This window comes from Pseudomonas sp. NPDC088368 (assembly GCF_044753445.1).
Classification (GTDB): Bacteria; Pseudomonadota; Gammaproteobacteria; order Pseudomonadales; family Pseudomonadaceae; genus Aquipseudomonas; species Aquipseudomonas bambusae.
This window is the reverse complement of the sequence record NZ_JBIVNG010000007.1, coordinates 371,338-383,911: the sequence shown is the minus strand read 5'-3', so window position 1 is coordinate 383,911 and position 12,574 is coordinate 371,338. Positions and strand designations below refer to the sequence as shown.

The following is a 12,574-nucleotide window of genomic DNA, read 5'->3' as shown; positions in this document are numbered from 1 at the left end:
GTGGCAAGCTACAAGCCGCAAGCTTTTCGTCGTCGACTGTACGATCAGGGCCAGTCAACGACGCACTGCTTTTAACGTGAAGCTCAACACTTGCAGCTTGCCGCTGTTTTAGAGGACGTCGAGCAGTTCGACGTCGAACACCAGCACGCTGTGCGGCGGGATGCTGCCAACGCCTTGAGCGCCGTAAGCCAGTTCGCTCGGCACGTGCAGGCGCCATTTGCTGCCGGCTTTCATCAGTTGCAGGGCTTCGGTCCAGCCAGCGATCACGCCGCCAACCGGGAATTCGGCAGGCTCGCCACGATCGTAGGAGCTGTCGAAGACGGTGCCGTCGACCAGCATGCCGTGGTAATGAGTACGCACGTTGCTTTCGCGGGTTGGCTGAGCGCCATCGCCTTGGGTGATCACTTCGAACTGCAAACCGGAATCCAGCGTAGTGACGCCTTCACGCTTGGCGTTTTCGGCCAGGTATTCCTTGCCAGCACCCGCAGCGGCTTCGGCTTTTGCGGCGGCTTCAGCTTGCATGATTTCACGAATGACTTTGAAGCTGGCCGCCATTTCTTCCTGGCTGACACGGCTTGGCTGACCAGCGAACGCATCGGTCAGACCGGCCAGGATGGCGTCCAGATTGACGCCCGGTGGCGGGTTGTCACGCAGTTGGTCGCCCAGTTGGCGGCCAATGCCGTAGCTGACGCGAGTTTCGTCGGTGGACAGATTGACTTCGGACATGCTGCTGCTCCGCTTGATGAACGCCCGCAGGCGCCCTGAACTAAAAGGCCGAGCAGCCTAGCACATCTGCCCTCCGCACCCTAGGCAGCCAACCCGCCGTTACCAGGCCGAGCGAATAGAGATGGGAACGCGTACGACCTGTTCTTCGGTGTCGTGGATGCCACACATCTCGTCGTGAACCACGGCGTGCACCAGATTGAACGGCATACGCGAGACCGATTGCAGCACGTCCCTGGCGTGTTCGACCGAGCGCAGGTGCAGGGTTTTCCCCTGGGCATCGTTCAGCGGATGCGCAGCGCCGTGCATGCGCGCTTCGAGCAGGTAAATGCCGCCTTCCATGGAGATAAGGTTGAGCTCGTCGATGCGACCGGCACTGGCGTGAGCCGTGAGTTCCTGAAGATTCATGAGAGAGCCCTCGTTGATCCAGGCGTTGAGTGAGCGAAAGACAATTCTTGCCCAGTCTGGCTGAAGTACAAGGAACAGAAGGCGCCGCTGGTCATTTTCTGTTCAGTTGAAAATGCCAGCGGCCTGGGATCAGTGCTTGGTCAGCTTGTCCAGATAGCCCATCGCAAACGCCGATACCACGAAGGTCATGTGAATGATCACGTACCACATCAGGTATTGGGTTTCGATGTTTTTGGCGTCCATGAACACCCGCAGCAGGTGAATGGAAGAGATCGCGACGATGGAGGCGGCGACTTTCATCTTCAGGGAAGACGAGTCCATTTTGCCCAGCCAGTTGAGCTTTTCCTTGTCTTCGTCAATGTCGAGCTGGGACACGAAGTTCTCGTAACCCGAGATCATCACCATGACCAGCAGACCGCCCACCAGCGCCATGTCGATCAGCGACAGCAGCACCAGAATCAGGTCGGACTCTGCCAGGGAAAACACATTGGGGATGACGTGAAAGATTTCCTGAAAGAACTTGAGCGCTAGCGCCAAAAGTCCCAGAGACAGGCCAAAGTAGATCGGCGCCAACAACCAGCGCGACGCGTACATGGCATTTTCGATAAACCGTTCCATTGAAGCTCACAGGTAATTGAAAGCCCGCGAGTATAGGGTCAAGGTTTGTCGACACAAGCGTTGAGGACAAGAAATGAAACAATTAACTGAAGTGGGCTTGCGCCTGTAGCCATCGGCGAACTCCACGCTACAACCCTGATGACCAGGCATACCGCGAGGCGTTCGTCGATGTGTCAGAGCGTATCAGTTAACCGGAGAGGTTCGCTGACCGTGAGCAGTGTCACCGTTGATCCGTCGTAACTCACCCTGCAGATGAAGACTCCAGATCGGTATTTCTTCCGCAGTCTGATAACCATGAAGGGTCAGGCTTTCGGCAATCGCGTCCAATACGGACTCGGCGGCGACCGGGCCGTGAAACGGGCCCTGAGCCTTTAACGCGGAAGGTTGTTCTCCGGACATCCCGGCGGCGAACAGCAAAGTCCACATACCGTTATCGCCGGACAGAGGGCGAACCACACATTCGATACGGGTCTCAAGACCCAGACATTGGCGAGTAAGACAGAGGCTGCGCGGCATGGCGAGCTCCTCATTGATTGCAGTATTCATTCCCTTGGAACAGCGAAGGAAACGCGTCAGTCCCTTTGACAACTGCTGCAATACGACAATATCGAAGAAATACCCCACAGGAAAAGCGTAAAAACAAAAAGGGCGCCGAATGGTCATTTTGCCATCAAGCGCCCTGTTTCATTGACGTCAAACCGTTAACTTTTCAGTTCTGGCTGTAATTGTGGCGCCTCTTTTTCGAGCTCTTTCAGGTCTTCTTCGCTGAGCATTTCTGCGATATCACGCAGACGATCCACCACCCGGCCATTGACCGAATTTTCCGGGAACTGCCCCTCTTCATCCGCCTCGCCCACCGTTTCTCCGACAAGCAGGCTCAGCGCCTCGTCCACCTGACGCACGGCATAGACATGGAACTGCCCCGCACGCACGGCTTGCAGCACACGCTCGTCGAGCATCAGCGTGGCGACGTTGGCCTGCGGGATGATCGCGCCCTGATCGCCTGTCAGACCCCGGGCTTCACAGAGTCGGAAGAAGCCTTCGATCTTCTCGTTGACGCCTCCCACGGCCTGCACTTCACCGAATTGGTTGATGGAGCCGGTAATCGCGAAACATTGCTTGAGCGGCGTTTTCGACAACGCCGAGATCAGCGTGCAGACCTCGCCCAGCGAAGCGCTGTCGCCATCCACGTAACCGTAGGACTGTTCGAGGGCGATGCTCGCGGAAATCGCCAGCGGGAATTCCTGCGCATAACGGCTGCCCAGATACCCCGTGAGAATCATCACGCCCTTGGAGTGGATCGGCTGACCGAGGTTGACCTCACGCTCGATGTCGACGATGCCGCTGCCGCCCGGATAGACCGTTGCCGAAATTCGCGCAGGCACACCGAAGGCCGAGTCGCCGACTTCCAGCACGGTCAACCCGTTGCATTTGCCGACCGCCGCGCCCGCCGTGTCGATCAGGATAATCCCGGCGAGCATGTCATCGAGAATCCGTGCCGAGACGCGACCGGTGCGTGTGGCTTTGGCCTTGAGTGCGCGCTCGATATGGCCCGCATCCGTGCGCTCGTCGTTGGCCAGGCTGCGAATGAAATCCGCCTCGCTGACCAACTGAAACAGATCACCGATTCGCGCCGACAAACGCCCCTGATGCTCCGCCAGCCGAGCGCTGTACGTCGCCAGACGCGCCACGGCATCGGCGGTCAACGGCGCCATACCTTCTTCCGAGGTGCGCGTTTTCAGCAGTTGAGCGAACTGCTCAAGACTCTCGTCGACCATCGGGATGTCTTCGTCGAAATCCACCAGCACCCGGAACATCTCCTGGAAATCCGGATCAAGGTCTTGCAGCGTGTAATACAGCGAGCGGGCGCCAATGATGATGACTTTGACCTGCAACGGAATGGTCTGCGGCGTCAGGGTCACGGTCGCGATACGGCCCAGCTCCCCCAGCGGCGATTCCATCTTGAGCTTGCGCGATTGCAGCGAGCGCTTGAGGGCGTCCCACACGAACGGCTCGCTAAGCATTTTCTCAGCTTCGAGAATCAGGAAACCGCCATTGGCCCGGTGAAAAGCCCCCGGACGCAGTTGGCGATACGTGGTGTACAGCGCGCCTTGGTCGGTGCTGTATTCGATACGCCCGAACAGGTTGTCGTAGGTCGGGTGCGGCTCGAACACCACAGGCGCCCCGCCGCTGGCTGAATGACCGACCACCAGGCTCGGGCAGTACTGCTCTTCCAGCAGCTTGCGCGCCTGGGCGTCGGTCTTGCTGTCGTCGACCAGTTGCTCGACCACCGTTTTCAGCAGGTTGACCTGCACAGCCTGCAGGTACGCGCAAACGGCGGCATTCTCGGCGTACTGCTCCGAGAGCGGCGCCAGCAGCGGTTGCAGGGCCAGAATAATCGTCTCTTCATTTAGCTGACGCATCTGGTTGTTGGACTCGCGCTTCCACTGCGGCAGGCTGGCGAGCTCTTCATTCAAACGTTCTTCCAGCGCCGAAATATCGGTGTGAAAACGCTCGCGCTCGGCTTCCGGCAATTGTGAAAACTCGGCCTCGTCCAACGCCTTGCCTTCCAGCATGGGCGTGAAGGCGATGTTGGTGCTGTCGCGATACAGGGCGATGTCCTTTTCCAGCGCCAAGCGCTCGATCACGTCCAGTGCCTTGTCGTAGCGCTGATTGAAGGCACGGTCGATGGCGCTTTTCTTTTGCTGGTAAGACGGGTGCTCAAAGACTGCAGGAAAAGTCGACAGCAGGTTGTCGATCAGTCCGTTTATGTCGGCGATGAACGAACTGGCGCTGCCCGGTGGCAGTTCCACGGCGCGAGGCTCGCGCGGCTCATCGAAGTTGTTGACGTAGACCCAGTCCGACGGGGTCTGCATGCGCTTGCCCTCAGCCTTGAGGTAGCGCTTGACGAATGAGAAGCGGCCAGTGCCGGGCTCACCCATGACGAATACGTTGTAGCCGGGGCGCGGCATGGCGACCCCGAATTGCAAGGCCTCGACTGCTCGCTCCTGGCCGAGTACGCCGCGAAAAGGTTCCAGATCGTTGGTTGTCGTGAAGCTGAACTGTTCAGCGGAAAAGGGGCGGGTCAGCGCCTCGGGCGCAAGTCGCAGGCTGGCAGCTACAGAATCGGGCATCGGACATCCTTACATCAGGCGGGGCAGATGGGGGCATTCTGGCGCTCGCTGCACCAGACTGGCAAGGCAAGAACTCGCGCAATCGTTTTCTTCTTGAGGAAGCGACCTACAAGCCCCAAAGGCCGGGAGCTACAGACAACAAACTGCAATAAACCACGGAACGTTCAGATCGTGCCTAAACTCCAAGCTGCGCGGTCGGTAACAAATCGAATAGCCGGCCCGACCTGACGCCCGTATCGGTCAGGACTCCGACCCTTGGTTGAAACAACAGAGACTAACGCTATGAAACGGATTCTTCTTGGTACTCTCCTCGCCGCTGCATCCCTGAACGCCATGGCTCAAGCCCCTGGTGGCCCAGATTGCGGCTGGGGCAACATGCTGTTCGAAGGGCAACGCGGCACCCCGGCCCACTTCCTGGCTTCCACCACCAACGGCACCTCCGGTAACGCCACCTTCGGCATGACCTCGGGCACCAACGGCTGCTCCACCAACAGCGCGCTGACGTACGGCGGCAAATCCTGGTTTGCCATGAACGGCATGATGGACGAGCTCTCCAAAGACATGGCGATGGGCCAAGGCGAAGCACTGACCACCTACGCGGTCGTGCTGGGCGTTGCACCGGAAGACCGTGCGCATTTCGCCGCCGTCACCCACGAGCACTACACCCAAATCTTCAACAAGGCCGACGCCACCGCTGAAGACGTGCACACCAACACCATCGACGTCCTGAAGAACGATCCGACTCTGGCCAAATACGCAACCCAAGCCTAAAGTCGTGCCACCTGCCTCCCCGTCGGGAGGCAGGCTTTTAACGCCTTCCGCCTCTTTTTGATTAGTTGCCACTCTATGCTCAAACGCCTTGCCTGGCTGGCGCTCTGTGTCTGCGCCCCGCTGTCCGCCGCGCCTCACGTCGATAACGAACGTTTGCAGCACCTCGCCGATTCCAGGTTCTGGATCGCGATCGGCCACTATGAATCCGGCAAGCTGGGTGGCTGGCGCAGTTATGTCGATGACCCCAAATTCTTCTTGGCCACTAATGGTGCCCATGACCCTAAAGCCGAGCTGGCCGCGACCCTCGAAGCGATCTATCGCCCGGTCGTGCAAGGCAAGGAAGACCTGCACCCGCAATGCGTCTATCCCTCGCGCACGCGTTTTCTGCGGGACGAGCTGAAGCTCACTGACCTGCCCGCCGTGGACTGCAAAGAGTTCAACAAGTGGTTCTCCGATGTGGCGCCGGACAGTACAGTCATGATCTTCCCCGCCGCGTACCTCAACAGCCCGTCGTCGATGTTCGGCCACACGCTGCTGCGTATCGACCAGGCCAACGTGCAGGCAAACAAAACGGCGTTGCTCAGCTATGCGATCAACTTCGGCGCCTACATCGAAGGCTCCGACAACAGCATTCTCTACGCCTGGAAAGGCCTGATGGGCGGCTACCCCGGCCTGTTCGCGCTAGTGCCGTATCAGGAAAAACTCTCCGAGTACCGTAGTCTCGAAAACCGCGACCTGTGGGAATACCGCCTGAACCTGACACCGGAAGAAACGCGGCGCATGGTCGAGCACGTGTGGGAACTCAAGCAGATTCGCTTCGGCTATTTCTTCTTCGACGAAAACTGTTCGTACCGGCTGCTGGAGCTGTTGCAGGTCGCGCGCCCGAGCCTGAACCTGACGCCGCAATTTCAGCTCACGGCCATTCCCACCGACACTGTGCGGGCTGTTAAAGAGGCGGGTCTGGTCGAGAAAATCGACTATCGCCCCTCCAAGGAACGCGAACTGCTGAGCCGCGCCGAGCCGTTGAATCACGATGAGAAACAGTGGGTGCTGAAGGTGAGCGCCGACCAGAAGCAGATGCAGACGGCGGAATACCTTGCGGTGCCGAAAGAGCGCCGAGCGTTGATTCAGGACGCAGCCTATCGATTGGAGCGTTACCGCGCTAATGGTGAGGAGCGCGACTCTGCAAGGTCGCAACGCAGCTACGACCTACTGCGGGCGATCAGCACCAACCCGCCGCCTGCACTTGATATCGAGCGTCCGGGTTTGCCTGAAGACGGCCACGAATCGCGCACCTGGCAGCTGGGCGCCGGCACGCGGGACGACAAGGCGTTTGCCGAATACGGGCTGCGCATGGCTTATCACGACCTGAACGACAACGCTTACGGCTTCCCGCTCGGCGCGCAGATCGAGATTCTTCAGTTGAAGCTTCGCCAGTACGAGAACAACAAGTGGCAGGTGCAGCAACTGGACCTCGCGACCATTCGTTCACTCACGCCGCGCAACGAGCTGTTGCAGCCTTGGTCCTGGCAGGTCGCAGGCGGTCTGGAGCGCGTGTTGGGCAAGCATGGCGACGAAAATCTGGTGAGCCACGTGAACGGTGGCGCGGGCGGGACATGGAAGCTGGGGGATGACGTGCTGGGCTTTGCGCTGGGCACGGTGCGCATCGAGCACAACAATGATTTCGACGCGTTCGTTTCGCCTGCTGCTGGCTTTGACAGTGGGGTGCTGTGGCGCAATCCGCTGGGCAATTTGAGTCTTGAGGGTAAGGGCGATTACTTCACCAACGGCGAAGTGCGACGCACGATCAGTCTGAATCAACAGTGGGAATTGTCGCGAAACCTGGGACTGCGGCTGAGTGCGCAGCGTGAGTTCAGCGAGCTGACGTCGCCGGTGAATGAGGTGATGCTGGAGTTGAAGTGGTATCACTATTGAATAACTGATCAGCCTTTGATTCTGCCCGGAGGGCGTAGGAGTCCAGCTTGCTGACGATCTGTCAGGAACTGGCAGTAAAACCTGCAATCGCGGCGTACCTGATACACCTCGTCCGCTCGGTTTTGCTGCCGCTTCGCGCCAGATCGCAGGCAAGCCAGCTCCCACGCCTTCGGCAGAAGCAAGAGCAAGCAGATATGCGGGCGGGCGACGCGATTCGGGCTCTTGATTCTGGCCGAAGGCCGTGGGAGTTGGCTTGCCTACGATCTGCTGCGAAGCAGCAGTAGAACCTGACAACGCGATCTACCTGACCCGCCACGCGTGCCGGGTTTGCTATCACCGCGCAATGGATCGCAGGCAAGGTGGAGCGCCTCCCCGGCAGCTCCTACGCCTTCGGCAGAAGCAAGAGCAGACAGGCCGCGCACTCACGCCACCTTCGCGGTGTAACCTTCTTCCACAATCAACCCGATGATCTGATTGGCCGGCAGTTGGCTTTGCACGACCACCTCGCCTTTGGCCAGGTCGATCTGCACGTCGGCACTCGGGTCTTCGCCTTTGATCGCGTTAGTGACGGCGCGCACGCAGTGGCCGCAGGTCATGCCTTGGACGTTGAAGGTTTGCATGTCGTGACTCCTCGTTTGAGTGAAAAGCAATGAATGTCGGCATGTTCGACCTTCCCATCGGGGTAAGGTCAAGTTTTGATTGAATCGGCCGGGCTGGTATTCGGCCGTGCTCTGAGCCAAAGTGTTTCATCAACGTACATCAGGAGAATCGGCCATGGGCGGGTCTGCCTTTCGCATCGCAGGTTTTATCGGTCTGCTGGCCTCCGCTTCCTGGGCTCAGGCGGACGAAGATTATGGCGTGCTCATCATTTCCCGCGAACGGCTGGAAGTCGCCACGTCCTGTGAAATTGGCATCTATATGCAGGATCAACTCGTAGGCCGCCTGTTCCAGGAAGAGTCCCGCTCGTTCAACCTGCCCGCCGGTAACATCTCTGTGCGCCTGCGCGTGCTGCCCGGCCAGATGCCCGGTTGCTCACCCGGCATTGAAGCGCAGAACAACACCGCCCTCCACATCAACGCTGGCGACGTTCTGAAGTACCGTATCGCGTCGGGGCCGAACGGGATGTACCTCAAGCGTGCCGAGTTGAATTACTAATCCTGAAAAAGCACGCCCTCCTTCGCTCAAAAATCGAGACTTGACCTTGCCCACGTGGCAAGGTTGATCCTTGTCGGCAATCGCCTTCAAGGAGTCCTCAGGATGTCCAGTCCCGATACGTTCGACCTGCCCATCACCGGCATGACCTGCGCCAGCTGCGCGGGACGTGTCGAGCGTGCGCTGCGCAAAGTCCCTGGCGTGAAGAACGCCACCGTCAACCTCGCCAACGAGCGCGCCCATGTCGAACTCCTGGAAAGGATCGACCCGGCCAACCTTATCTCAGCGGTGGATAAAGCCGGTTATGGCGCCAGCCTTGAGCAGAACCCTGGGGTTCAGAAAGCCGAGCAGCTGAAACGTCATGACAGCGAACGTTGGCACCTGATTCTGGCCATCGTGCTTGCTCTGCCGCTGGTGCTTCCGATGCTGTTGCAGCCATTTGGCGTGCATTGGATGCTCCCCGCCTGGTTCCAATTTCTGTTGGCCACCCCCGTGCAGTTTTTCCTCGGCGCGCGCTTCTACGTCGCGGCATTCAAGGCTGTGCGGGCGATGGCGGGCAACATGGATCTGCTGGTCGCACTCGGCACCAGCGCAGGTTACGGGCTGAGCGTTTATCAATGGCTCATCACGCCAGCAGGGGCCATGCCGCACCTGTATTTCGAAGCCTCAGCAGTGGTCATCGCCTTAGTGTTGCTGGGCAAATATTTGGAGAGCAGCGCCAAGCGACAGACCTCCAGCGCGATTCGGGCACTGGAAGCCTTGCGACCCGAACGGGCGATTCGAGTGGTAAACGGACAGGAAACCGATGTGGCGATCAGCGCGTTGAAAATCGGCGATCTCGTGCTCGTTAAACCCGGCGAGCGTTTTCCGGTAGACGGCGAAGTCGTCGAGGGTCAAAGCCATGCAGACGAAGCGCTGATCAGCGGTGAAAGCCTGCCGGTCGCCAAACAGCCCGGCGACAGGGTCACCGGCGGCGCAATCAATGGCGAAGGCCGCCTGCTGGTCAGCACTCAGGCGCTGGGGGCCGAAACCGTTCTTGCACGCATCATTCGACTGGTGGAAGACGCGCAGTCCGCCAAAGCGCCGATCCAAAAACTGGTCGACAAGGTGAGCCAGGTGTTCGTGCCTGTCGTCCTACTCTTGGCGCTTGCGACCCTGATTGGCTGGCTGCTGACAGGTGCCGCCACGGAAACTGCGCTGATCAACGCGGTTGCCGTACTAGTCATCGCGTGCCCTTGCGCCCTGGGGCTGGCAACGCCTACCGCGATCATGGCCGGTACAGGCGTCGCGGCGCGCCACGGCATTTTAATCAAGGACGCCGAAGCGCTAGAGCGCGCTCATGAAGTGACTGCCGTCGTGTTCGACAAGACCGGAACGCTAACCTCCGGCACACCGCGCATCGCCCATATGATCGCCGTTGATGGAGACGTGAACGCATTGCTGCAACAGGCCGGTGCGCTCCAGCGAGGTAGTGAGCATCCGCTGGCCAACGTCGTCCTGGACGCCGCACGCGAACAGGGCCTGACCCTGGAAGACATCACCCAAAGCCGCTCCCTCGCCGGGCGCGGCATCGCGGGCACCTTGCAAGGTCGTGAACTGGCGCTGGGCAATCGGCGTCTGCTGGACGAAAGCGATCTCACGCCCGACGCCCTCGCCGAAACCGCGCAAGCCTGGGAAGCGGAGGGTCGAACATTGTCCTGGCTCATCGAACTGAGTCCGCAACGCCGCGTGCTTGGCCTGTTCGCTTTCGGTGACACCCTCAAGCCGGGCGCCGCGCACGCCGTTAAGGCGTTGAGTGAACGAAACATCAGCAGCCATTTGTTGACGGGCGACAATCGAGGCAGCGCCAAAGTGGTGGCCGACGCCCTGGGCATCTCGGACGTGCACGCCGAAGTGCTGCCCGCGGACAAAGCCGCCACCGTGATCGAACTCAAAAAGACGGGTGTCGTGGCCATGGTCGGCGACGGCATCAACGACGCCCCGGCCCTCGCCGCCGCAGACATCGGCATCGCCATGGGCGGCGGCACCGACGTGGCCATGCACGCGTCAGGCATCACCCTGATGCGCGGCGATCCTCGGTTGATCCCTGCCGCGCTCGACATCAGCCGCAGGACCTACGCGAAGATCCGACAAAATCTGTTCTGGGCCTTCGTTTACAACCTGATCGGTATTCCGCTGGCGGCGTTCGGCCTGCTCAATCCGGTGATCGCAGGGGCAGCCATGGCGCTGTCCAGCGTCAGCGTCGTGAGCAACGCTTTACTGTTGAAAACCTGGAAACCCGACGTTGAAGGAGATGCACCATGAACATCGGTCAAGCCGCCAAGAGCAGCGGCCTGAGCGCCAAGATGATTCGCTACTACGAATCCATTGGCCTGCTACAGGCCGCCAATCGCACCGACAGCGGCTACCGGTTGTACGGCAAGGACGACCTGCACACCCTCGCCTTCATCAAACGCTCGCGGGACCTGGGGTTTTCGCTGGAAGAAGTCGGCAAACTGCTGACACTTTGGCAGGACCGGGGCCGCGCCAGCGCGGACGTCAAAGCGCTCGCGCGGCAGCACATTGCCGAGCTGAATCAGAAGATCACCGAACTGGCGGGCTTGCGGGACACGTTGCAGGATCTGGTCGAACATTGCCACGGCGACGACCGGCCCGACTGCCCGATTCTCAGGGATCTGGAATCGGGTGGGTGTTGCCGAGCATGAAAAAGCCCGACCTGGGTCGGGCTATCACATCAACCGTTCACTGCATCCATGGCGGAGGCGGTTCTTCGGCTTTGTTCGGCGGTGCATCGTCTTCCGCTCTCGCCGCCTGACGTCGCGCTTCATCACGCTGCGCGGCTTCGATTTCACGAAGCACGCTGTTCACGTCGGCCACATCGTCCGGATCGGCGAACTCGCCGGTGAGCACCGTCGCAGGTGACAAGGTGCCCGCCTGATAGTAGGCCCACATCTCTTTGGCGAATCGTGTTTTCTTTAGCTCCGGTGCGAAGCGTCCGAAGTACGAAGCCATGTTGCCCACGTCGCGTTCGAGCATGCTGAACGCGTGGTTGTTGCCCGCCGCATCCACCGCTTGAGGCAGGTCAATGATGACCGGGCCGTCGGGCGACAGCAGCACGTTGAACTCGGAGAGGTCACCGTGCACCAGACCGGTACACAGCATCAGCACGATCTGTTGGATCAGGAACGCGTGATACTCGCGGGCCTGATCGGGTTCGAGGGTGACGTCGTTCAGACGCGGGGCCGCATCGCCGTATTCGTCCGAGACCATCTCCATCAGCAACACGCCATCAAGGAAGTCGTAAGGCTTGGGCACTCTGACGCCCGCGCCCGCCAGACGAAACAGCGCCGCCACTTCGGCGTTCTGCCAGGCGTCCTCGGTTTCCTTGCGCCCAAACTTTGAGCCCTTGGCCATCGCCCGGGCATCCCGGCTGTTGCGGACCTTGCGGCCCTCCTGATATTCCGCTGCCTGACGGAAACTGCGTTTGTTCGCCTCCTTGTAAACCTTTGCGCAGCGCAGTTCTTTGCCGCAGCGCACCACATAAACAGCTGCCTCTTTACCGCTCATAAGCGGGCGCAGCACCTCGTCTACCAGACCGTCTTCGATCAGGGGTTCAATGCGTTTTGGAGTCTTCATCAGCTTTTATTGTGGGTCCTTCGTTGCCAAACACGCGATTGTTGCTCGTTATACGGCAATCCTCTGCCAGCGAGTAGGGGCATATGGATTGAGTCATGGATTCAATCGCCAACCATACGTTCCCTGAATCATGGCAAGCAGCTTTCATGCCGGGTGTCAGACTGTCGCCTTTAAGGCTTCGTAGCCTGGCTCAAGGA

General features: G+C 59.7%; 12 protein-coding genes. 5 read left to right on the top strand and 7 right to left on the bottom strand.

The window, feature by feature from the left end; genetic code table 11:
* Positions 1–108 precede the first annotated feature (108 nt).
* The 5 genes from ACIQAL_RS17845 to ACIQAL_RS17825 form a co-directional block, all read right to left on the bottom strand.
* Complete coding sequence (locus ACIQAL_RS17845) at positions 109–726, bottom strand: FKBP-type peptidyl-prolyl cis-trans isomerase (RefSeq protein ID WP_401147761.1); 618 nt, start codon at positions 724–726, stop codon at positions 109–111.
* 99 nt (positions 727–825) lie between these two features.
* Positions 826–1,131, bottom strand: a complete 306-nt coding sequence (locus ACIQAL_RS17840; RefSeq protein WP_401147758.1) for a DUF6482 family protein — start codon at positions 1,129–1,131, stop codon at positions 826–828.
* 129 nt (positions 1,132–1,260) lie between these two features.
* The gene (locus tag ACIQAL_RS17835; protein WP_166598367.1) at positions 1,261–1,749 is read right to left on the bottom strand and encodes a TIGR00645 family protein; all 489 of its coding nucleotides are present in this window, start codon (positions 1,747–1,749) and stop codon (positions 1,261–1,263) included.
* A gap of 183 nt (positions 1,750–1,932) precedes the next feature.
* Complete coding sequence (locus ACIQAL_RS17830; RefSeq protein ID WP_166598388.1) at positions 1,933–2,265, bottom strand: hypothetical protein; 333 nt, start codon at positions 2,263–2,265, stop codon at positions 1,933–1,935.
* A gap of 185 nt (positions 2,266–2,450) precedes the next feature.
* The gene (locus ACIQAL_RS17825) at positions 2,451–4,883 is read right to left on the bottom strand and encodes a Lon protease family protein (RefSeq protein ID WP_401147755.1); all 2,433 of its coding nucleotides are present in this window, start codon (positions 4,881–4,883) and stop codon (positions 2,451–2,453) included.
* Positions 4,884–5,165: 282 nt separating this feature from the next.
* Between ACIQAL_RS17825 and ACIQAL_RS17820 the strand changes: the two genes are divergently transcribed.
* Positions 5,166–5,654 carry a DUF3015 domain-containing protein gene (locus ACIQAL_RS17820; RefSeq protein WP_166598365.1) on the top strand — a complete coding sequence of 163 codons (489 nt, stop codon included), beginning with the start codon at positions 5,166–5,168 and terminating at the stop codon, positions 5,652–5,654.
* Positions 5,655–5,729: 75 nt separating this feature from the next.
* Positions 5,730–7,589, top strand: a complete 1,860-nt coding sequence (locus ACIQAL_RS17815) for a DUF4105 domain-containing protein (RefSeq protein ID WP_401147752.1) — start codon at positions 5,730–5,732, stop codon at positions 7,587–7,589.
* A gap of 422 nt (positions 7,590–8,011) precedes the next feature.
* Here the strand turns inward: ACIQAL_RS17815 and ACIQAL_RS17810 are convergent, their stop codons facing one another.
* A complete protein-coding gene (locus tag ACIQAL_RS17810; RefSeq protein ID WP_401147750.1) occupies positions 8,012–8,209 on the bottom strand; it encodes a heavy-metal-associated domain-containing protein in 198 nt (65 codons plus the stop codon).
* Positions 8,210–8,363: 154 nt separating this feature from the next.
* On the opposite strand from ACIQAL_RS17810, the gene ACIQAL_RS17805 reads away from it, so the two are divergent.
* The 3 genes from ACIQAL_RS17805 to cueR all read left to right on the top strand — a co-directional run bounded on the left by ACIQAL_RS17805 (position 8,364) and on the right by cueR (position 11,446).
* The gene (locus tag ACIQAL_RS17805) at positions 8,364–8,744 is read left to right on the top strand and encodes a hypothetical protein (RefSeq protein ID WP_341960113.1); all 381 of its coding nucleotides are present in this window, start codon (positions 8,364–8,366) and stop codon (positions 8,742–8,744) included.
* A gap of 102 nt (positions 8,745–8,846) precedes the next feature.
* Entirely contained in the window at positions 8,847–11,045 is a 2,199-nt protein-coding gene (locus tag ACIQAL_RS17800; RefSeq protein WP_401147748.1) for a heavy metal translocating P-type ATPase, read from the top strand.
* Positions 11,042–11,446 (top strand): Cu(I)-responsive transcriptional regulator, encoded by a 405-nt coding sequence (cueR, locus tag ACIQAL_RS17795; protein WP_401147744.1) that lies wholly within the window; start codon positions 11,042–11,044, stop codon positions 11,444–11,446. Before ACIQAL_RS17800 ends, cueR begins: the two co-directional genes overlap by 4 nt.
* Before the next feature lie 37 nt (positions 11,447–11,483).
* Here the strand turns inward: cueR and ACIQAL_RS17790 are convergent, their stop codons facing one another.
* On the bottom strand, positions 11,484–12,377 hold the full coding sequence (locus tag ACIQAL_RS17790; RefSeq protein ID WP_401147741.1) for a PA4780 family RIO1-like protein kinase: 894 nt from the start codon (positions 12,375–12,377) through the stop codon (positions 11,484–11,486).
* Positions 12,378–12,574 lie beyond the last annotated feature (197 nt).